This window comes from Liquorilactobacillus ghanensis DSM 18630 (assembly GCF_001435235.1).
GTDB classification, from domain to species: Bacteria; Bacillota; Bacilli; order Lactobacillales; family Lactobacillaceae; genus Liquorilactobacillus; species Liquorilactobacillus ghanensis.
Genome location: NZ_AZGB01000009.1, coordinates 103,728 through 126,041 on the forward strand (window position 1 = coordinate 103,728; position 22,314 = coordinate 126,041).

17 protein-coding genes, 1 pseudogene and 1 riboswitch are annotated in these 22,314 nt (G+C 35.4%); all 18 genes and pseudogenes read right to left on the minus strand.

Features of this window, described 5'->3' with window-relative positions; all coding sequences use genetic code 11:
* Positions 1–186 (minus strand): annotated as a pseudogene (locus FC89_RS12680) (2-deoxy-D-gluconate 3-dehydrogenase); the annotation flags it as partial.
* 16 nt (positions 187–202) lie between these two features.
* A complete protein-coding gene (locus FC89_RS03420; protein WP_057871148.1) occupies positions 203–2,056 on the minus strand; it encodes an SGNH/GDSL hydrolase family protein in 1,854 nt (617 codons plus the stop codon).
* A 66-nt stretch (positions 2,057–2,122) separates the two neighbouring features.
* Positions 2,123–3,664 (minus strand): MFS transporter, encoded by a 1,542-nt coding sequence (locus FC89_RS03425; protein WP_057871149.1) that lies wholly within the window; start codon positions 3,662–3,664, stop codon positions 2,123–2,125.
* A 19-nt stretch (positions 3,665–3,683) separates the two neighbouring features.
* Positions 3,684–5,378, minus strand: a complete 1,695-nt coding sequence (locus FC89_RS03430) for a polysaccharide lyase family protein (protein WP_057871150.1) — start codon at positions 5,376–5,378, stop codon at positions 3,684–3,686.
* Positions 5,371–7,071: a polysaccharide lyase family protein gene (locus FC89_RS03435; protein WP_057871151.1), complete on the minus strand. Its 1,701-nt coding sequence runs from the start codon at positions 7,069–7,071 to the stop codon at positions 5,371–5,373. The genes FC89_RS03430 and FC89_RS03435 overlap by 8 nt, the downstream gene beginning before the upstream one ends.
* Positions 7,072–7,091: 20 nt before the next feature.
* Entirely contained in the window at positions 7,092–8,345 is a 1,254-nt protein-coding gene (locus FC89_RS03440) for an SGNH/GDSL hydrolase family protein (protein WP_057871152.1), read from the minus strand.
* Positions 8,346–8,670: 325 nt separating this feature from the next.
* On the minus strand, positions 8,671–9,591 hold the full coding sequence (locus FC89_RS03445; RefSeq protein ID WP_057871153.1) for an L-lactate dehydrogenase: 921 nt from the start codon (positions 9,589–9,591) through the stop codon (positions 8,671–8,673).
* Positions 9,592–9,609: 18 nt separating this feature from the next.
* Positions 9,610–10,638: a branched-chain amino acid aminotransferase gene (locus FC89_RS03450; protein WP_057871154.1), complete on the minus strand. Its 1,029-nt coding sequence runs from the start codon at positions 10,636–10,638 to the stop codon at positions 9,610–9,612.
* Positions 10,639–10,873: 235 nt separating this feature from the next.
* Positions 10,874–12,781 (minus strand): FtsX-like permease family protein, encoded by a 1,908-nt coding sequence (locus tag FC89_RS03455; RefSeq protein ID WP_057871155.1) that lies wholly within the window; start codon positions 12,779–12,781, stop codon positions 10,874–10,876.
* A complete protein-coding gene (locus tag FC89_RS03460; protein WP_057871156.1) occupies positions 12,778–13,536 on the minus strand; it encodes an ABC transporter ATP-binding protein in 759 nt (252 codons plus the stop codon). The genes FC89_RS03455 and FC89_RS03460 overlap by 4 nt, the downstream gene beginning before the upstream one ends.
* A gap of 100 nt (positions 13,537–13,636) precedes the next feature.
* On the minus strand, positions 13,637–14,614 hold the full coding sequence (locus FC89_RS03465; protein WP_057871157.1) for a sensor histidine kinase: 978 nt from the start codon (positions 14,612–14,614) through the stop codon (positions 13,637–13,639).
* Positions 14,604–15,290: a response regulator transcription factor gene (locus FC89_RS03470; RefSeq protein WP_057871158.1), complete on the minus strand. Its 687-nt coding sequence runs from the start codon at positions 15,288–15,290 to the stop codon at positions 14,604–14,606. The genes FC89_RS03465 and FC89_RS03470 overlap by 11 nt, the downstream gene beginning before the upstream one ends.
* A 177-nt stretch (positions 15,291–15,467) precedes the next feature.
* On the minus strand, positions 15,468–16,031 hold the full coding sequence (locus FC89_RS03475) for an ECF transporter S component (RefSeq protein ID WP_057871159.1): 564 nt from the start codon (positions 16,029–16,031) through the stop codon (positions 15,468–15,470).
* Positions 16,032–16,044: 13 nt separating this feature from the next.
* Complete coding sequence (locus FC89_RS03480; RefSeq protein WP_057871160.1) at positions 16,045–17,034, minus strand: nucleoside hydrolase; 990 nt, start codon at positions 17,032–17,034, stop codon at positions 16,045–16,047.
* A gap of 31 nt (positions 17,035–17,065) precedes the next feature.
* Positions 17,066–17,110, minus strand: a riboswitch (PreQ1 riboswitch).
* A gap of 87 nt (positions 17,111–17,197) precedes the next feature.
* Positions 17,198–18,799: an amidohydrolase gene (locus FC89_RS03485; RefSeq protein WP_057871161.1), complete on the minus strand. Its 1,602-nt coding sequence runs from the start codon at positions 18,797–18,799 to the stop codon at positions 17,198–17,200.
* Positions 18,800–18,829: 30 nt separating this feature from the next.
* A complete protein-coding gene (locus FC89_RS03490; RefSeq protein ID WP_235804371.1) occupies positions 18,830–20,266 on the minus strand; it encodes a basic amino acid/polyamine antiporter in 1,437 nt (478 codons plus the stop codon).
* Between the two features lie 76 nt (positions 20,267–20,342).
* Positions 20,343–20,807, minus strand: coding sequence for an arginine repressor (locus FC89_RS03495; RefSeq protein ID WP_057871162.1), 465 nt, complete (start codon positions 20,805–20,807; stop codon positions 20,343–20,345).
* 51 nt (positions 20,808–20,858) lie between these two features.
* Entirely contained in the window at positions 20,859–22,283 is a 1,425-nt protein-coding gene (gene arcD, locus FC89_RS03500; protein WP_057871163.1) for an arginine-ornithine antiporter, read from the minus strand.
* Positions 22,284–22,314 lie beyond the last annotated feature (31 nt).

Here is a 22,314-nt window from a genome sequence, read left to right on the forward strand (position 1 = left end):
AGCTTTACCAAAAGTCGGAATAAAAATATCCGCACCCGCTTCAGCCAGTGCAACTGCATAACCTTGCCCTAAGCCGGTGTTGCCGCCGGTAATGACCGCAACTTTGCCTTTCAGGCTAAAAAAATCCATTTTAAACTTATCTAACGCTGCTTCATTGGCTTTAATTTCTTCAATTGATTGTTTCATTTATTCTGCTCCTCAATTATTTTATTTGTTGTTTTGAACTATAATACGTATTTCCTTTGCAATCTTGACCAGTTATTAAAACATCCCATGCCTTCTCTTTATTGATGGAATAACTATGCAGTTCCGCAACCTCTTTTTGGGGAATTTCATCAATAACCAACTGTTGACCAATTGCTGAATCAATTAAAATCACTTTATATTTTTGAACTGCCGGATTTTCTGTGAATCGAATATTAAAACTGATTTTGTCACTAATAGTAGTTTTGTCTACCTCGTAAATATTCAAACCCAAAATACTATTTTGTTTATCATTCTTCCATTTGAATGGATAATATAACGAAACTGTATTACTTTCCGAAGTCGTGATATCATTGTGTGCAGCCACTTCATAAATAACTAATTTATGATATTGATTGTTTTGTGGAAAATCCAAATAAATATTTTTAGTACTTAATACTTGGCTAATGATCTTATTGTCCTGATCTTTTTTGGTAATTACGTAGTAGTCTGCCCCAGGTACTAATTGCCATGACAGCCGCACATATTTTCCATCAGCAATATCTTTATCAACTACTGTTGCCAACAACTGCTCTGGCTGTTGTAATTGTTTAAAAATCGGTTTAGCATAATATGGAAGTTCAGGACATAATTCATGCAAATCTTTAGCCACAATTTCAGCTAAGTGTAAGGCTCCATTTTTTCTAAAATGTGTTGCATCATCAATCCCTTCAGCATAATTCTCGTATTGACCATATGGAAGTTTCATGTACAAAGAGCGCCCGTTAAATCTTCCCAATTTATTTAGTAACTGATTACTTTTCAAGCCCAAATCAATGCAACGCAAATGATTTTCTTTTGCATACTGCAGAAGTTTTTGTCTGTACGCATCAAAACTAATTGCTGCTTCCGTTTCTGTTTTAAAACTATACCGCTGTGGTGGAGTAATTAAGACTGGAATAGCTCCTCTGTCCAAGGCACTCTCAACATATTGCTTAATATAGGCAATGAATTTTTCAGCAGCAACATAACGTAACGGTCGTATCGAAGTTGCATCGTTATCTCCCCATTGAATTAACAAATAATCTTTAGGTCGCAAAGTCTTATTAATCTGCCTGAGTTTATTTTCAAGAATAAACGATTTTGAACTGCGACCGCCAATTGACTTATTATTAATAACCAAATCACCAGAGCTGTAAACTCTTGAATACTCATAAGAACTGTTTTTATCTGGCGTTATAACTGCATCACGGTGCGGAAAAAGATAATAGTACAGTAGCTCACCCCAGCCAGCCTGTGGAAATTGCTTTTCACCATACGTTTGGGCGGTAGAGTCAGATGCAATATAAATATGCGGCACTGTTGCTTCAGCCAATTCATTTTTAAAAAGATCCATTGCTAAAAGCTCTATTGATCCACCCGCTTCAATATCAGCTGCATTAATAAATGTTAATGTCATTTTGTGTTGTGACAAATAAACATCTTGAACTAGCTGTTTTGTTTCATGCCCCTGCATAGTAAAAGTGCATTCATCCAAATCGTTTATTACCAATGTCAGCTTAATTTTTTGTTTGCTTGGATTATATAAAGTAACTTTTAACGAATAATTAACAGCTTGAGTCGAGACTTGTAAAAAATCTCCTTGTAAATATCTAAATTTTCCGACTGTCAATTCATCACCATTTAAAGCTCCAGACTCTTCTTCAAATCCTGAAAATGTGAACTTAACTAGGCTATCTGGCTGGCTTCTTTTTCTTATTGTAGGTGTACGTGGTTGATACACCCCTTTTACCCAACCAGCTGATTTTTTAGAATAAGACCTAGTAAAGAATAAATCAGCGTATGGTTTTTCCTCAAAATTAAAATTAGTCATCTATCTCAAATCTCCTTATATTGGTACGTAATTTACTGCTTTAACAAATTTTTGCTTAAATAGATTTTACTTATCTTTACCTTTTCTATTGGCAATATCTACCATATTGTTATTTCCCCAACAATCTTCATATTTAAATCCTGTTAATTCTTCTACAACCTGACGAGCTTCCGGCGTAACGTCTTTCATACTGCCGCCAGCTCTTAAACGTTCAACTTCCGTCATCAATATCTTATGATTTTGAACTGTTAACTTGAAGAAATGAGAAATAATAATCCCAAATATGCAAAGTACGATTGGAACACATGTATATAAAATCAACAACCATTTTACTGTTTCCGGATTTTGTGATGATGATTTTTCTACAAAACCTGTCGCCGTTAAAACGGCCCCAATGATAATTGTTTCAAGTGCAGTAAAAATCGTATCCAGTGTGTTTTGCACTCCAGAGTATTGACCTTCCCGCCGTTTAGCGGTTACCATTTCATCAACATCAGGGATAAAGGTGAAAATGAATTGCGTCGAATTAACTACCCCGGTAATACCAAAGTTCATAGCGATGATCATAATGGTAAACCACATTGCCAAATGCGGCGGGCGTGTAATCGCTAGAATGAAGACGATAGCAAATACAACAATCGATGAGTAAGCACCCAACCGATAAGATTTCGGACCATTGGTTTTAGCTGTATACCAGATATAAAAACTTAGGAACATCAAACCAAAAACAAAACCTAATCCAGTCGAAGTCGTTACCGTTGCCGGACTTAATAAAAGTACAAAAATAATAAAATACGTATTGATCGTTCCACGCAATGATCTAAACATCTGTTCACATACGTACATGCCAAGGTATAAAACAAATGATCTCAGACGCATTGCCGACAGAAAATTCCAAAAAATACTTACTAAATCTTTGCCAATAGACGGTTTTTCAGTTTTTTCTTTCAAGATGGTTGATTCATCAATCGGTCGTTCATAAACTGATCGATAAAAAATCACTAAACAGATAAAGGCAATTACATCATAAATCAGTGCTGCAATCACAAATGTCCGCGCTGTGTTTTGGCCCAAAGCTTTGAATAGGAAAGTGGTAAAAACTGCAAAAAAGACTCCTGCAATTGCACCACCAACTTGATTGGAACCAGCTAATTGTGCCCGTTCTTGTGAATTTTCGGTCATTTCTGATAAAAATGTTAATTGAACTGTGGTCAACATTGGGGTCATCAATTGTGGTATCAAGAACAATACAAAATATGTTCCAATTGGCAGACCTGGAATCCACATCAGCATAAAGAAGATTAATTTCAATGGAATTCCAATCAACATTACTGCTTTTCTTCTGCCAAATCGCTTACCAAATTTTGTTTGATACAAATGATCAGAAATATATCCATATATCGGCGTTAATACTGCACCAGCAACTTTACCAATCGTCGTTAACAACGTAACATTTAAAATAGTCATTCCTATAAAAGTCGTAAAATAATACATCTGCCAGCCGGTAATCATTAGATCCGTAATCATAGAAACTTGATATGCTCCAAATCCAATTTTAGTTTTTAATGGTACTTTTTTATTTATTACCGAAGAAATTTTATTATCCATTTTATTTTTTCCTTCCTAATCAATCAGCCTCTGTCAGCAGTAAAGTATCATAGAGTAGATAACCATTAGTTGAAATTCTTATTGTATTTTCACTATTGGGCTTCAGACTATCTCTTGCTATTTTTACCTTCATTAGCCCATAAGAACCGCTTCGCAGTGCTGATCTATAGGCTGCTTTATCATTAACAAAACTCTTTACTTGTGCCTCGCGATCATTAACAGCTACTCTAACTGTTATTCCTTTTTTATCTTGCATATCTTTTTGGGTTTCCCCAGCAAAAGCAAGTATCAGTTCATAATCTTTGCTAGATTTTTCACTAAATTGACCTGAGAAAGTTATTTTCCAAACTCCATGATCATTTTGCAGATAATACCAATCGTTATCAGCCGCCCCAATTTCAAAATCGTAATTAGCTGGAACACTATCTTGCCAAATATAATTTCTTAATTGATCGCTGAACTTAAATCCCGCAGTTGTATGTGTACTTTCACCAATCTGCCAAATTGTCTTTGTCTCTTTAATGCGCCAATTCAATGTACCCCAATCTTGAATCGACTCACCGGTAACTTGTTTATCCGCCAGTTTATAAGTTCCAACAATCTTCCCACCGATGGAATACACATAGACAACATAATTACCTGGACGAACTTTTTCTAACACAAAATCTCCCTGTTTATTAGTTACCGCATCAAATGAATATCCATCCTGAACTTTCAGAAAATCATTATTTGAACATGCTTGACTGAGAACCAGCTGCAGCTGGTCTTTAGGAAGCTGCTGATTAATCTTTATTTTTCCTTTAATCGTTACTGCTTCGTTAAAATATCCTGTTTCATTCACCCATTGATAAGGCCAGTTTGCTTGTTCTTTTTTTGCACGAATTTGAGCATCTTTAATTTTATTTTTTCCTTCATTTAGATAAAGGCACCACGGACCATAAACTTTAGACCAGCCTACTGGTATTTTGAATTGATCTTTTCCCAAATGAGAACTTGCCATATAATTTAGAATTAAACCATCGTAGTGCAATAACAAATCCTGATTTAATGGCCCACCATCATAATAAGAACGATTTGCCGGAATAAACCAAAATCCATATTCGTGACCAAATTGCCCCCAAAAATCATTTTCTTTAAAATAACCTGCGTAATCATATTTGGAATAGATCTTACTGTTTGAATATAAGCTGCCATCATCAAGCTCATAAGTTTCATCTTGAATTCGGCTGCCTGAAATCATATGTGCTGAAGTTGGTTGGTACCCGATCCGTTCATGATTTTTTCCTAAATAAAATAAATCATGATTTAAGCGATACACTGTCCGAAATTCATCAACTTTTATCATTGATTGTGTATTATTCCAAGCTTTGACATATGAATAAATAGCGTCATCTTTGGCCGGTAAAATAAAGTGATATGCAACTCCCAACTGACTAACATCGTCAATATAAGCAACATGTATTCTGTCGGTACTGTCTTCTATAACTACTAATTTATTAGGTTTGATATTAACGGTTTTACCTTTAACATGATAATCACAGTAAAAAGTATGCTGCGCATCAGGATCAGCTTTTTCACCCTTTAAATTCTCCAATAATTCTTGTCCATGAAATATTAATGAATCTGCTTTTCCTTCTGCATTTAAAACAAGTTGAATATTTGCATTAGACATTCTGACTCGTCCATCATTGACACTCAGCTTTAAATCACTCATTCTCCTCACTACCTCTCGTAGTTAATAAAATCGTGTCATACATAATCGATCCATTTACCACTCTCATTGAGAGTACATTTTCATCCGCCACCAGCAACTTACTGTTTAGTTTGATTTCCCAAACATGATAGTTGCCATTTTTTAAAGCATTACGATAAATAGATCCATCATCTAAAAATTGTTTTCGTCCAATAGGAACTCCATTCAAACTCACTTCCAACCATGGATCACCCCTTCCGCGGTCATTTTCATTTTGGGCTGCCTTTTTGCTTGCTCCAGCCAAAGCAATTTTTAAAATCAATTTCTTTTCAAAATTAGGAAAATATCTAAAATTAATATTCCACCTGCCTTTGTCAGTTTGCAGACAATACCAATCCTCCTTTTCTTGACTAACCCCCACTTCAAATGTCAGATTAGCTGGCACTAAAGAACGCCAAATCGTATTTCTTAACTGATCATGAAATTTGAACGGATAGGTTGTATGGCTGGCTGTACCAAGTTGCCAAATAATTTTTTCATTGGGTACTTGCCACACTAATTGGCCTAGGTTAGTGTTTTCTTTTGAAACTTCAATTTGTTTTTGGAACACATCTGTAATATGCCCTTCAGTTGTATACGCTTCCATTTTGTAAGAACCTAAGCGAACATTTTCCAATTCAAAGTTTCCTTGTTCATCAGTTTCACCATAATAAATGTAGCCACTGCTTGCTTTTTCAAAAGAACCCGCTCCCTGACTTAAAACGATTTTTAACCTTATCTGCTCCCGTGAAGAAATTTTTAGCTGACCAGCAACTCGACCACGTTTTTTAGGATATAGTTTTTCATTTACCCATTTATACGGCCACTTTTGTTGCTCAGCCTGAGCTGTCTGGGCTGCATCAGCTATTTTGTCTGGCGTGTCATTTATATATATGCACCAAGGGCCGTACATCTTTTGCCAGCCTGGTTCAAGCATAAAATCTCCCGTTCCAAAGTGGGCTCCCTGCATATAATTCAATAAAATACCGTCATAATGCACCATTAATTCTTGTTTTAAGGGACCTGATGGATAATAATCTGTACTAACTGGAACAAACCAAAAACCATATTTTTCTCCAAAAAAACCCCAAAAAGCATTATCAGCAAAATAATCGGCATAATCATATTTAGAATAGATTTTACTGGTAGAATAAAGTTCACCATCTTTAACTAGATATGTTTCATCTTGTAATTTAGTAAATTGATTTGTATAATTGCTCGTCGGCTGAAATCCTGTTCGTGACGCTGTATAACTTTTGGGAAAAAGCGTTTTGTTTAGTCGATAAACTGTTCGCAACTCATTAATTGCAAATTTCCTATCAGTGTTATTTTTAGCAATAACATATGAGTAAAGACGGCTATCCTCGGAATTCATGAGCAAATGATACTCTAACCCTAATTCGCTTTTATCATCGATAAAGACAATATGTTTGATAGCTTCAGTGTCTTCTAACACTTTCACTTCATTAAAACTGGGTGAATACTGTTTCAAGTCTTGATGATAGTCTAAGTAAAATGAATGATGTCGATCAGCATCAATCACATTTCCATTTAAATCATCAATCAGTGAACATCCCCGATATAATAATCTTTTAGCTTTACCATCATTTCCCATTGTCAATTCAATTTTTTTATTCTTCATAGTAATGCTATTTTCATGTCTCAAAAGCTGCATTTCGTTTTCCTCCATTCTTATTAAGAATCTGCGACTAACTGGTATAAAACACGAGATACTTCCGGAACATAGTACTTTTCAATCGCCAAAAAATTGGGATGTGTTCCTGACGGTGTCTTATCATTGCTTATAGTTGTCTTCATCGTGCCAGGTAAATTATCAATACCTAACTTGTCAAAGGTGTACTTTTTCCTCATTTGATCAGCAACTGTGTTTAATTTTGAATCAGCAAACATATCAATTATCGTAATGTTCCACTTTTTACCAGCTGCTATTTGCAGCTGGTGTAATTTTTCTTGAACTGCACCATTTCTGGAACATAGTCTGGGTACCGCTACAAAAACAATTTTTGCTTTAGGCCATTTTTGTTTCATTGTTTGAATAATTTTTTCAAAATTTCCTGCGTAACTTTCCAAATCATATGTGTTTACCTTGGAATCTTTTAAAATACTGCCAAAATATTGCTCATTACGTTTGAAAGCATCATTTGTCCCCCCATCAAAAATAATAAAATCAGGTTCTTGATCTGGAGCCTCAAATATTTGTTGCAAAATATTCAATTTCCCCGGTAAAATACTACCGCCATTCACCGCATATTTACGTAATTTCATTCCTTCCTGCTGGGCTAAAAAGTCAACAAAGCCCTTTTTTGAATATAAATGACCACAAATAATGCTATCTCCAAAAGCATAGATTCTTTTCCCAACTAAACTGTCATTAATTGAATAATCAACCTTCTTAAAATGTATATCGTATATATTGTGACTAATCGGCACCTCTGTTCGCGAGTAATTAACTGCAACTATTTGTGCTAAATTTGTTCCATTGACCGACAATTGCCATCTCTCAAATATTTTTCTGCCTTCGCTTGTAAAAACCTCAAACTCCAAGCCGTTATTTCGCTTTGAGAAGTCAATCATTAAATGTACCTGACAGATATAATTTTCCGTTTTCGAACTAATAATATCTTCCCAATGCGGTTCAAATTTTCCACCAATGACTGTAGAATCACTACTTAATCCCTTAACAGAATAAACAAGCTTGCTATCATTTAAAATTGCAATTGCAAAAATTAATCTATTATAAAGATCGCGAAATTCAAGTGCTATTTTCAAACTATCATCGGTATACGTCTCGTCTGTGTAGACATGCCATTTAAAAGCTAAATCAATTTTATTTTGCTTACCTAGCAGGTATGATAAATTATTCACAAAAGCTGACATACTATTCGCCACAATTGGAATACTTTTATTCTCTTCACTCTTAGCTTGCATAGGATTATCCCCCCTTTTTTTTAAATTGTTTATTTACACTGCATACTTAACTTTACGTATTTAATTTTATATTCTATTGATAGCGCTTTCTATATCCTATATACAGTTGGTAGTATTTGATTTACAGAAACCGACTAAGTTCCTAAAGATTAAGCTCTACTTTGATGTTTTTAATTTTAGATGTTTATAGATTACTTTAATTAGATTTTCAGCATACAAAAAAGACCACTAATCGTTTATAGGACAAGTGGCCTAATCAAATAATAGACAAAAAAATACAGCCTGCCGATTGGCAAACTGCAATTTAAAACTCTGTTATTAAAAATTATCTCGATTCAGCAAATTTAGTTTTAATATACTCAGCTGACTTACCTAATTTTTTTATTTCATCATCAGTTAAATCAAAATCAAGCCGTTCAACAACTCCATCACGACCAATGATCGCTGGATAGGAAAGATATGTCTCCCATTCTGGACGGTAATTAGAGACGGCTAATTCTGTCCGCGAATCATTCAAAACAGCTAATGCCAGTCGAACAGCTGCTGTCGAAATACCATAGTTAGTATATTTTTTCCCACGAAAAACTTTAAAACCGCCTTCGCGTGCTTCTTTATCTAATTTAGCCAAATCCAAACCGGCTTTTTTAGCAACCTCTGTAATTGGGTGACCTAATACCCGTACAGTTGACCACGCAGTAAACTGTGAATTGCCATGCTCACCTAAATTATAGCCATAAACTGATTGTGGATCGATCTTCAATTCACGCGCAACTGCTCGCTTCATTCTTGATGAGTCCAACAATGTTCCTGTACCCAAAACTCGATTTTTTGGTAAGCCTGTAACTTCTTGATAAATCGAGGTAATGACATCAACCGGATTAGTAATAACAACTATGACACCATTAAAACCAGCCGCCTTAATTTTAGCACCAACTTCTTTAGCTGCTGTACGCGTAAAAGGTAACTCGGCAAACCGATCATCATTTTGATTATCTTCCAATTCAATTTTACCAATTGCGGAAATGATAACATCAGCATCTTTCAATGCTGCATAGTCATTAACGATAATCTTAGTATGATTCTTTAAATTTGCCATAGCATCTTCAAAGTCCAACGCATCAGCTTGAACTTTTTCTACGCGTTTATCAATCAACACCAGCTCATCAGCAAACCCATTTGCTACAATATAATGAGCTGCGGCTGCGCCAACATTTCCTAAACCGATTACACCAATCTTACGTGCCATTATCTCACCCCCCGATTATTATAGTTCTACCTTTTGTACCCAACCGCGTTTATCTGGTCGTTCGCTCATCTGGATACCAGTCAATTCGTCATAAAGTTTCTTAGTATAAGGACCGGTTTCCGTTTCACTAAATGGAACAAACTTCTGATCTTTATAAGTCAATGAACCAACCGGTGAAATAACGGCTGCAGTTCCCATCGCACCGGCTTCATTAAATTGATCGAAATCGGACATTTTGATCTGCTTTTCTGTTGGATTCATTCCCAAATCAGCTGCAATCTCCAACAATGATTTTTTAGTTACTGATGGTAAAATTGAGTCTGACTTGGGTGTTACAAATTGACCGTCTTTGGTAACACCGTAAAAGTTAGCTCCACCAAATTCATCAATATATTTATGTTCCCGTGGGTCAAGATAAAGGCAATCAGCATAGCCTTCACCTTTAGCCTTCATTGACGGATAAAGACTGCCAGCATAGTTGCCAGCTGTTTTTGCTTGACCAGTTCCGGCATAAGCAGCCCGATCAAATTCACTAACAAAATATGGCATTGGGGTCAATCCCTTAATGTATGCTCCAACCGGAGTTGCAAATACTCGGAAGACATATGTTTTAGACGGCTTTACACCTACCATTGGTTCAGTACCAATCATGAAAGGCCGGATATATAATGAACCACCAGTACCATAAGGTGGGATAAATTCTTGATTAGCTTTAACAACTTCTTTTACTGCCGCTACAAAATCTTCAATTGGATAAGTCGCCATGCACATTCGTTTAGCGGAATCCTGCATTCGTTTAGCGTTCATTTCTGGTCGGAAAAGATTAACACTGCCATCTTTACAACGGTAAGCTTTTAATCCCTCAAAAACTTCCTGACCATAATGAAAGTCTTCAGCAGCTTCTGAAAGGGTCAAATTAGAATCTTCAACTAAACCGCCCTTTTGCCATTTGCCATCTTTATAAACCGCCTGATATCGATATGGCAAATCCCAGTATTTAAATCCTAAATTGTTCCAATCCATGTCTGCAGCAACTGCTTTTGTCATAATAATTCCCCCTATAGTAGTTTAAATGAATTAAATAACTGTCATAAATATGAATTCCCAGTAAAATCAACTTAATTGCAGCTTAGTCAGCTCTTTTAACTGCTATATCACGACAATTTAATCTTTCTTTCTAAGAATTTTATTATTTATTAAGGCTAGTATAATTATCTTCATCTTTTTTGTCAAACACCTTTTTTAATTAACAATTAGCAGCTTAAAAATTAATTTTCTAAAGTTAATTGCCACGATTAACCAATTGTTGATAAACTTTGGTCGTTAAACCATAAACCAATAAGTAGCCAATCAGCAACGCTGCAACCGTCATTGCACAAACTCGCAGCAACAATCCACCATCATATAATGAAAAGATTTTTAAAACACTGCGTAGAGCTGGCAAAGCAAATCCAGTATTAATTACTGCTCCAATGATCGGCAGCATAAAGACCAGCAAAACTTGACTGTAAATCGCTTGCCGACTTTCAGCCTTACTTAACCCGACCTGCTGCATAGTCTTAAAACGCTGCTGATCTGCTAATCCTTCAGCAGATTGTTTATAATAAATTATCAAAGCCGTTGCAATTGCCAATGCAAAGCTAATCAAAATCCCGACAAATAATAAACTGCCAAAAACTCCCTGCAAAAGCTGCTGTATTTCATTACGATAAGAAAAGCTGCCATTATCTAATTTTAATTGCTGCTGCAACTGGGTCGCAAATTGTCGACGATGTTTTGCTGAACCACTAAGATTAATACCAGATTGATAAAGCCACTGCGAAGTTCCGATTTGCTGTGCAGCTTTGGCATCAGCAGTCACTAGAAAAACTGGTTGAAAAATCGAATGATACAAGTTCCCGGCTTTTAAATTAACATATCCCTTAACCTGATAATTTTTATTTTTGATATTAAGTTTCGCAAAACGCTGACCGGTAGCATTATCAATCAACACTTGATTAGGTTTAAGTTTAATTTTTTGGTGTTGAATTCGATTAAAATCCTTCAGTGTTAAAACTGATAATGATATTGAAGCATCAGCTGTCATCCCATTTTTAAAGTGACCGTTCTTATTAAAAACACCATAAAGCGGACTGGTAATTTTTAATTGCTGCTGTTGTTTCAATGTCACTTGATTTTTCTGTGCAAGCTGATCAACAGTCGCGGTATCAAGCGGTTGTTTAGTTGTAATCATTAAATCATACGGATTCCAGAACGAAATCAGCCGTTTTTGTCCGGCAACTAAACTGATGCTGGCAGTCAAAGTTACCAAGATCGTAGTACATAAAATACAAATTGTTGCCAGACCAGCTGCATTTTGTTTCATTCGATAAAGCATTCCGGAAATTCCGATAAAATTCCGCGGCTGATAATAAAAACTGCGCTTTTGCTTCAAATACTGCAACAACAAAATGCTGCCGGCCATAAATACTGCATAAGTTCCAATTACTACTAAAATGACTGCCAACATAAAGTGAGAAGCTCCGGCCATGTTTGGTTTTGTTTTAACTGCGATCCAATAGCCGCAACCTAAAACCAATAAACCGCCAATCCCCAGCAATCGTTTTGCCTGTGGTTCTTTTTCAGCTTGAACTGCTTGCTGCCATAAAGCAGCTGGTTTTAATTTCCGCAACCGCCAGCAGTCAAAAATATACAATGCTATAAAAACAACACCAAAAATAATAGCCGATTGACCTAACTGCGTAACTGAAAATTGTTCTTGTAGCTGCTTGTTATTCAATAAATTCTGCAAAATAATAAAAGCCAATTTAATGAATGTACTTCCTAAGATCAAACCAACTATCGAACTGACAATATATAAAAACACTTTTTCCAACAGCAATAGTTGGCGTAAATTATTTTTTGTCATTCCCAACATATTATATAAACCCAATTCATGATCCCGCTGCCGCAGTAAGAAACTGTTCGCATACAACATGAAAAACACTGCAACAATTAAAGTGAAGTTTTTGCCCATTTTTAATAATTCAACAATTACTTGTCCATAATTACTTTTAGACACATCATCATTAGCTAGCAAATTTAAAAAAATATAGTTTATCGCAATCATTAAAGAACTGGCCAAAATGAATAATCCAACCTGCTGCCAATTATGCTTAATATCAGCTTTAGCCAAACGAAATTGAATCATTTGCCCACCTTCTTACTAGCCAGAGCTGTCAAACTCAGCGAAATTTTTTCTAGATAAGCACTCCGTGACTGTTCTCCGCGATAGAGTTCATGGTAAATGACACCGTCTTTAATAAAGAGCGTTCTTTTAGAATAACTGGCCGCTAGTGCGCTATGCGTTACCATCAAAATCGTTTGACCAGTCGTATTAACGACATCAAATAAATCAAGCAGAATATTGGTGTTTTTAGAATCCAGTGCCCCAGTTGGCTCATCAGCTAACAACAATTCCGGCTGCGTAATCAACGCTCGAGCAACAGCAATTCGCTGCCGTTGCCCACCAGAAATTTCATAAGGGAAACGATCCAGCAAATCACTAATTTGCAGCTGATTGGCGATTGGTTTTAAGCGCTGTTCCATCTTTTCATATGGCGTTTTGGCTAACACCAGCGGTAAAAAAATATTATCTCGATTGTTAAAAGTATCTAATAAATTAAAATTTTGAAAAACAAAGCCTAAATGTTCTCGGCGAAAACGTGCCGCCTGATTTTCCCCCATTTGACTAAGATCCTGACCATTAAGCTCAATTTTCCCACTGCTTGGCTGATCAAGCGTTGCAATAATATTCAGAAGTGTCGTCTTGCCGGCACCTGATTCCCCCATGATTGCAACATAGTCACCAGCAGCAACATCAAATGAAATATCCCGCAAAGCTTGGACTTGAAATTTACCTTCCGCGAAAACGCGTTGTACATGTTCTAATTTTAAAAGTGTCATTTTAAATTTCCCCCTTTTGATTTTCTAAAACAAATTATAAAAGGTTATCAAGTTGATTATTAGTTACAATCAGCATGATAACCTTACAAATTGTTATTTATTAATGTTGCCGGAAAAAAAAATAAGCACTCGTTCCCTGCCCTGCAACTGATTCTAATTTAAATTTCACCCCTAATTTTTCAGTAACTTGTTTAACCAGGTAAAGTCCCATTCCTGTGGCAGCTTGTTGCTTGCGACCATTCTCACCGGTAAATCCCGGTTCAAAAACCCGCGGTAAATCGGCACTATTGATTCCGCAACCAAAATCTTGAATCAGCAAAGTATCTGTTTGCCAACTAATCAGCAGTTTTCCCTTAGGTGAAGAATATTTAATTGCATTAAAAATTACCTGCTGCAAACAAAATCGCAGCCATTTGCGGTCTAATACCACTTTAATTTCCTTATTCATATTAATTTGGGGTTTAAGTTGTTTATCAATGAAAAAAATTGCATTTTCTTTTAGCAAATCTTCCAGCAAAGTTCGTAATGAAAATTCTTCAAACGTTAAGTCATGATGAAAATCAGCCAACCGTTCATAATTTAATAACAAATCCAATTGATTTTGTATCAATCCCAATTGGGTCACAACTTCCTCACTATTAACTTGCGTAGTATTTTCAGCCGCTAATTTTAAAGCCGTCAATGGCAGCTTGATTTCATGACTCCATAATTGCAGATAGTCCATGCGCTGAGCAGCTTGTAATTGTTGTTGTTGATGTAATTGCCTTTGTTGCTGTTCATTTTGCCGCAAAGCCTGAAAATAACTAGCAGCCAAGGCCGTTGGCGGACGTTTGACTGGCAATTGCTTATTTTGCTGTGCTTCTTGCAAATATCGCTGCGACCGATAAGCACGATACACTCGCCAACCAAGCCAAAATACTAACGGCGGCCACGAAAAACGCAATAAATCAAAAATCAGCCACTTTGTTGGTTCATGCAATTTGACCAATGACCATCCCAAAAGCAGCAATAAAGCATAAGCAATTATCAATGAAAATTGTTCTAATATTACCCGCAATAGAAAATGCCTATTTTTCATTTTTTTCCACCAATCGATAACCTTGTTTTCTTTCGGTAACCAGTCGATTTTCCAAATCAACTGCTGCTAATTTTTTCCGTAAACGACTTAGATTAACATTCAAAGCTCCTTCATCAATAAAACTGCCGCCTTGCCAAAGCTCGTTCATAATCGTTTTTTTGGAAACCACTTGACCAGCATTTAAAAATAGTAATTTCAAAATTACACCCTCAGTCGGTGTTAATTTAACTTGTTTTTGGCCTATTTTTAAATTATTTGTCAAAATATTCAAGCGATAATCTTCAAACATTAAATCGTTTATATCATTTTGGTTAATTTTCATGCGCCGAAAAATAGCCTGAATCTTTGAAACCAGCACATTAATTGAAAATGGCTTAGTTAAATAATCATCAGCCCCCATTGCTAATGCCCGAACTGCATTCGGATCTAATTCGGCTGCTGATAAGAAGATCACTGGCACTTGGGAACTTTCTCGCAATTTTCCGGTCCAAAAAAAGCCATCATACATTGGTAACGTAATATCCATAATTACTAAATCCGGCTGAGTTGACAAAATTTCTGCTGCAACTTGCTGCCAATCAGTTACGATTTGTGTCTGATAATTCCATTTTTTCAGTCCGATCTGTAAAGCGCGAATAATCGCTTGGTCATCTTCAACAATAAAAACCTTTTGCATAATGATACTGATTTCTCCTATCATTTTTTAATTTAACTACGTTTAAAATCATAATCATTTATTTAATTTCAATATTATCCTTTAATCTAAACATATCATGTTTTCCAAATAAAAAAAACAAGTCTAAGCAAAACTAACATTTGTCTAGACTTGTTTGCTATTAATAAATATTATTTTTCATTGCCATAGTGAATGGCGTACCCGTGTTTTTAAAACACGATATAGTGCAGCCACGACACTGACACCGATTAAACGATCAAAATAATCGGTAATAAATTGAATAATTAAAACAGCAGCTGCCTTATTGACACCTGCCCCAACTAATAGCTGCACAATGATGCTTGATCCTGAAGAAGTAACTCCATGGAACAAGAAGTAAGCAATCGTTGAAGAAATAATTGATCCCGGTAGTGAAATCAGCAAAGCTGTCAACCACAGCGACTGCCAATGATCCGGCTGCCACTTGCGAAAAACCAATCCCGCAACTAAACCGATTATCAATTGTACTGGCAAGAAATAAAGTGACATTAAATCTGTTGTAAAACCAACAATCAAACCGGTGATACCGCCAGCCAGGCAGCCTGCTAACGGTCCCAGCAAAGCCGCTGCTAGAATTGTTCCGATCGTATCCAAATAAACTGGCAACCGCAGCAGTAATGCTAAATTACTGCCGACAATATTCAAAGCCGCCGCCAAGGCGATAAATGTTATAGCTTGCAGTGAAAGATGTCTTTTTACCATTGTTAAACTCCCTTTATACCATAATTTGTTGCAGAACCTCAGTTAATTCCGGGTCTGCGGCTCCAATCAGCCGTTGCAAAAAAATGTGCATAAATCTTTGAGTGTCAACTTTGGTTAAAATAAAACTATTAACTGGTCGCTGCCAGAAATTTTGTGAGTCAATGATTGTTTGACCAATTGCTTTGCCGTTAGTTTCAACGGTTGTATATGCCGAAAAGCCTTGACAAAGTGTCGAATCAAGCAAATAGGCTACTGCTAATGGATCATTAATTACACAGCCGATAACTTTTTCCTGCCGCCAATGAAAATCAAAATAAAAGCGCGTAATTGCAGTAATAAAATTACCAGTCCGTGGCTCTTTTTGACGAATATATTCCAAAATATTCGGTGTTAAGACAATTTTACGTGTCACATCTAGGCCAACCATTTTTATTGGCACTAGACTGTGGTGAAACACATAATCGGCAGCATCTGGATCGCACCAGTAATTATATTCCGCAACTGGTGAACAATTGCCTGGACTTTTAAAAGTTCCACCCATTGAAATCAAATCACGACAATGTTTCCACTCTGTCGGATTTTGTTTCATTGATTTTGCCAAATTGGTCAGCGGTCCGATCGCGATCACCGTCACATTTGAGTTAGCAGTCAATGTTTGCTTGATGAAACTAACTGCATCTATAGCCTGTGGTGAAACAGATGTTACCTGTGGAATGCCGCTCTCGCCTAAACCATCCATTCCATGAGTATCTTGTGCACTGACGTAATCACGTTTTAGCGGAAACTCAGAGCCACGATAAACTGGAATATTTAATTTATGCGCAAAATTAAGCAGCTTTAAGGCATTTTGAGCCCCCAAAGCTGCGGGAACGTTACCACTGACAGTCGTAATCCCTAAAATTTCAATCTCTGGTGATTTTAATGCCAGCAATAATGCTAAACAATCATCAATTCCAGGATCGCAATCAATAATAACTTGATATTTGGCTTTTTTTGCATTCATTTTCCAACCTCCTTACACCCTTTCTGGGCTGAGATACTTGGTTTTTTATCCTGGGAAGTTCACGAACCAGTCGAGTTAATAACTCATTTGATAAATGCACAGTTGTTAGTATAAATGAATTTTATCGAAAAATAAAGTTAATCTCTTTTTTCAAACAATATCATTAATTGCCGTATACCTTTTCTCCGTTTACCCATGTTTCCGTTACATAAACATTTTTTAAACTTTCCTCTGGTATTTCAAAAACATCATCACTTAAAATGACAAAATCAGCTTTTTTACCTTGTGATAGCTCACCATTTTCATGTAATCCACCAATTTCTGCAGCCCATTTAGTGTAACCTAAAATTGCTTGGTTAACTGTTATTTTTTCAGTTAGCGTAATGGTAGTCTTTTTTGCTGTTTTCCTAGTAACTGCAGCATAGATATTATAAAATGGACTATCTGGTTCAAACCATGGTGTACATGGAGCATCCGAACTTAATGCTGTTAAAATTCCAGATTTTATTAATGAATTTAATCTATAAGTTAATGACAACTGCTGTTGATTTAAGTATTTATAATAGGAATCACTTTCTGCAAATAAAAAAATGGGTTGTGTGACAACTGCGTAATTCATTTTGCTCAATTTTAACTGCTGAATCATTTCATTTGATAACAAAGTTGCATGTTCTATTCGTATTGAAGGACGATCTTTCAACCATGGGGATAAATTTTTTGTAACATCCAAAATTAACTGAATTGCAGCATCCCCCATTGCATGAATTGCGAGTTGGAGATGATGTTTGCATGCAAAAGTAACTCGTTTTTTTAATGCTGCTTCATCAAGTAAACATAATCCACAATTATTCTCATAATATGGTTGTTTAGTATAGGCTGTTTGCCCTGAAATACTACCATCCATAAAGATTTTAATTCCACGAATCATAATTCGTTTGTCTTCAAATTTTGAATTCATCAACTTAGTTAAATTCTGTTCATTGTTGATAAGCTCATCATAAACATAATAAATTGCTACCTTGGGAACAAAGCCACGCTTAACTGCATCTTCATAAAGCTTTGCTGTGTCATATGGCTTCTTTCTCCCCATTAACTCGCCAATCGCTACAATTCCATTTTTCAAATAATGCTGACTACTGTTTACCATGTTATTAACATCATCAAAATAACTTTGGCTAGATTTAGCTTTGATTAATAATTGAGTTGCAGCTATTTCTTTCATAAATCCAGTTAGCTCTCCAGTTTCAAAATGTTTAATTTCACCACCTTCAGGATTGGGTGTATTCGCATTTATACCAGCCAGTTCCAGTGCTTTAGAATTTCCAACAGAAGAGTGGCAATCTGAACGATATATAAATATCGGTTGCTTAACTGAGACTTGGTCCAAATCTATCAAATTTGGAGAACGATGTTCAGCCAATTTAGTTTCATCAAATCCCCATCCTTCAATCCAGTTTTGTCCTTTCCCATATTCCTTGGAATTTCTCAACTCTCGCTGTATATCAGCAATACTATTAACCTTGGGAGGAGTACAAGCTACACCATGCAAAGCATCTGCAATATATTTAGGATGCGTATGTATATCAATTAATCCGGGTAGTACTGTCGCTCCTTTCAAATCAATTATCCGATCAACTTTTTTGTTAAAACACTCAGAATTGTTACCAGTCCAAAGAACTAAATCATTTTCAATAACCATGGCTGAGCAAAATTGTTTTTCATTAACTCCCAAAAAGATTTTGCCGTTTTTAAATAAGCTTCTCATTCTTAACTCCTTAATTTTAAGTGATTCAAATCATAAATTATAAACAATCCATATTCCGTAAATACTACCAATCACCAACAATGAAATACCTGCAATTTCATATTTAGAAAATGCAGATAACTTTTTTCTTTTCATCCAAATATAGAAAAATAATCCTGGCAAATAAGCAATGAAACATAAAAATAAATACTTCAGACCTACTAAAAAAAGAACCGTAACTTCAAAAGAAACCGTCGTTAAACCTATAAAAAAATTGACAACTTTTTCCTTTCTGATTTTAATCCTTAAGGAAATTTTGATTTGAAAAAGTCCCACAAAAATATAACAAACAATTATAGAAGATGTACATAGAGAATAAGCTAAATTGTATGCGTCAGAGGCAAAATAAATTACTAACAAAAGTATTTGACACATTATCCCTTCGGTTATTAAAGAAAAAGTTGGTGCTCCAAACTTGTTTTTTCGAGCAAATATCTCAGGCAATAATTTCTTATCAGACATTAAACTTGTCGTTTCAGCTGGTAGCATAGTCCATGATAACCATGCTCCTAATATTGAAATTATAATTCCAAAGTTAATGAATGGACCACCCCACCAGCCAACCATTGATTTAAAAATATAAGCGGCTGATGGTTGAGATAGAGTTGACAAGTTCCAACGTGTTAAATACCCATATGGCAATACTGAAGCTAAAACATATAGTACTAACAAGCAAATCATTCCTATTATAGTTGCTTTCCCAGTATTTTTTTTACTTTGAGCACGTTTTGCCATAGTTGTTGCGCCTTCTATTCCTACGAAGACCCAAACCATAGTTAACATGCAATTTTTAACTTGCTTGCTGATTAAAAAAAGATTTGCTTTTCCATTAGAAAAATCACCTATTTGCCAAAGATTTTTTAAAAAAACAGGAAATTCAAAATTAATAATTCCGAATGAAATCAAAAAAATCAATGGAATCAACTTGCAAAATGTTATAACTGTATTTAAAATTGTAGCACTCTCGACCCCATGATTAACCAAAATTACCAATCCCCATAAAATAACGCTAGCAGTTATTATTGAAATTAAATTTTGCCCTGTATGATAAACGGGAAAGAAAAAGCCAAAAGAACTCATTAAAATAACTGCAAATGCAACATTACCCAAACAAGCAGAAAGCCAGTAGCCCCAACCACAAAAGAAGCCTGTAAAATCACCAAAACCAATCTGAGCGTATGCAAAGATTCCTTCAAGTTTAGGCATTTTTGTAGCCGCATAATTTATAGATAATGCTAACATTAATGTTCCAAAACCAACAAATAACCATCCGATTAACACTGCACCAGCCGAAGCAACTTTTGCTAGATTAGTATTAATCGTAAAGATACCAGATCCCAGCGCTGAACTTATAACTATTGAAATTAAAGACATTAAACCAATCTTTTTTGAATTTTGACCATAAAACTTCATTAAATGTCCTTTCATAAATAAAGCTGCGGCAAATTACCACAGCTTTATTTTCTCTTTATCCAAACAAAGTCCTTGTGCATCATTAATAAGTTTATTGTAAATTTGGATCTATGTGCATTTTAAACAAATTATTAATAGTTGTTGCATCATTAATATTTGAACTAATAATAATTATTGTGTCGTATCCAGCAATACTGCCAACTATTTCTGTTAGTTCTAAACCATCTAAAATAGCAGTTAACACATTAGCGTAATTGGGACTGGTTCGAATTATATTCATAAATTGAATTTGTTGAATACTATAAACTGATATTTCAATTGATTGATATAGTTTTTCAATTTCTTTTCTTCGGTCCATCCTTTCTTGTGTATAGTATATTTTCCCCTGATCATCACTTCTTTTAACAATATTCAACTCGCGAATATCGCGAGAGATGGTAGCCTGTGTCGATTCAACACCATTTTCTTTAAGTAAATTCAATAATTCATCTTGAGTAGAAACTTCATGCTGAACAATTAATAACTCAATTAATTTTCTTCTTTTTTCTCTGTTCAAAAATAATCACTCCTTAACTTAAATTGATAATCAATTTTACTTGCTGTTAAATTAAAAAGTGATTTTCCCAAGGAATATCAAGTAAAGAGACCAAATAGCACAAACAATGATCAAACCAGCAATGATCAGCTCTTTATGTGTAAAAACTTGAGTTTGATGATTATCATTTTTTTGCATAACATAGAAGAATGCAATTCCTGGAGCAAATAAAAGGGTAGTTAACAACAAATACTTCATTCCAGCAGCATATACAAGCCAGCATGCATAGATACTTGCCACAATTCCAATAATGATATTAATTTTTCTACCTGCTGTTGCTTTATCTTCTTTCAATGAATACTTTAACTGATAAAAACCAGAAAAAGCATATGGTATCAGAATAGCCGAACTTGCTAGTGAGTAAAAAAAGTTATATGCACTACTGGATATTAAATACGTAAAAAAGAATATTTGAATCAATATGTTTGTTAATAACAGTGAATTAACCGGTGCATGGTGTTGATTTTCTTTAGCAAAGAACTTCGGAAATGTTCCATTCTTTGCCGCTTCGTACGGCAATTGTCCAGCAAACATTGTCCAAGACAACCACGCACCAGCAACTGAAATTATTAGCCCTAGATTAACCAGCACTGCTCCCCATTTTCCAACTATTGATTGCAGTAAATACGCCATTGCTGGCTGTCTTAAATTAGCTAATTCCGGTCGAGTCATTACACCTAATGACAAGAGTGTAACTAGCATGTAAATTAAAATAACTGTAATAATTCCAAGGATTGTTGCTTTACCAACATCAGATCTTTTTTTGGCTTTACCAGAAAAAAGAACTGCTCCTTCAATACCTATAAAGACCCAAACTGTCACCAGCATTGTCCCTTTAACTTGTGATAAAACCGGTTTTAATTCAAAATGATTTGAAACCGTGCCCCAAAAATCAGTTGTAAAAATACCAATTTTGAAAGAAATAAACATAACAACTAAAAAAATACCAATCGGAATCAGTTTAGCAATCGTCAAAACAGTATTTATAAAAGAAGCCGATTTTGTCCCTTGTAATATTAAGAAATGACAACCCCATAATATTAAAGATGCTACAATAATTGAATAAATGTTTTGACCATCTTTAAAAACAGGCATAAAATACCCAACTGCACTCATTAATAAAGTTGCATATCCAACATTTCCAAGCCAAGCTGAGATCCAGTAGCCCCAAGCTGAATTAAATCCCATGTATTTTCCAAAACCTGCCTCAGCATAACTATAAATACCAGCATCCAAATCTGGTCGTTTCATATTTAAGTTTTGAAAACAAAGTGCTAACATTATCATCCCAACAGCTGTAATTACCCACCCGACAATGATAGAACCTGCTGAAGCGGGTGTCGCCATATCCCGCATTAAATTAAAAATTCCACCGCCAATAATTGATCCAATAACAAGCCCGACTAGTTCAGTTAAGCTTAATTTATCGTCCTTCATAAATTCATCTCCCAATTTCAAAGATTCTAAA

Bases quoted from the DNA above. Each gene is read 5' to 3' on its own strand.
- FC89_RS03420 (WP_057871148.1), bottom strand. From the start codon at position 2,056: ATGACTAATTTTAATTTTGAGGAAAAACCATACGCTGATTTATTCTTT.
- FC89_RS03425 (WP_057871149.1), bottom strand. From the start codon at position 3,664: ATGGATAATAAAATTTCTTCGGTAATAAATAAAAAAGTACCATTAAAA.
- FC89_RS03430 (WP_057871150.1), bottom strand. From the start codon at position 5,378: ATGAGTGATTTAAAGCTGAGTGTCAATGATGGACGAGTCAGAATGTCT.
- FC89_RS03435 (WP_057871151.1), bottom strand. From the start codon at position 7,071: ATGCAGCTTTTGAGACATGAAAATAGCATTACTATGAAGAATAAAAAA.
- FC89_RS03440 (WP_057871152.1), bottom strand. From the start codon at position 8,345: ATGCAAGCTAAGAGTGAAGAGAATAAAAGTATTCCAATTGTGGCGAAT.
- FC89_RS03445 (WP_057871153.1), bottom strand. From the start codon at position 9,591: ATGGCACGTAAGATTGGTGTAATCGGTTTAGGAAATGTTGGCGCAGCC.
- FC89_RS03450 (WP_057871154.1), bottom strand. From the start codon at position 10,638: ATGACAAAAGCAGTTGCTGCAGACATGGATTGGAACAATTTAGGATTT.
- FC89_RS03455 (WP_057871155.1), bottom strand. From the start codon at position 12,781: ATGATTCAATTTCGTTTGGCTAAAGCTGATATTAAGCATAATTGGCAG.
- FC89_RS03460 (WP_057871156.1), bottom strand. From the start codon at position 13,536: ATGACACTTTTAAAATTAGAACATGTACAACGCGTTTTCGCGGAAGGT.
- FC89_RS03465 (WP_057871157.1), bottom strand. From the start codon at position 14,614: ATGAAAAATAGGCATTTTCTATTGCGGGTAATATTAGAACAATTTTCA.
- FC89_RS03470 (WP_057871158.1), bottom strand. From the start codon at position 15,290: ATGCAAAAGGTTTTTATTGTTGAAGATGACCAAGCGATTATTCGCGCT.
- FC89_RS03475 (WP_057871159.1), bottom strand. From the start codon at position 16,031: ATGGTAAAAAGACATCTTTCACTGCAAGCTATAACATTTATCGCCTTG.
- FC89_RS03480 (WP_057871160.1), bottom strand. From the start codon at position 17,034: ATGAATGCAAAAAAAGCCAAATATCAAGTTATTATTGATTGCGATCCT.
- FC89_RS03485 (WP_057871161.1), bottom strand. From the start codon at position 18,799: ATGAGAAGCTTATTTAAAAACGGCAAAATCTTTTTGGGAGTTAATGAA.
- FC89_RS03490 (WP_235804371.1), bottom strand. From the start codon at position 20,266: ATGAAAGGACATTTAATGAAGTTTTATGGTCAAAATTCAAAAAAGATT.
- arcD (WP_057871163.1), bottom strand. From the start codon at position 22,283: ATGAAGGACGATAAATTAAGCTTAACTGAACTAGTCGGGCTTGTTATT.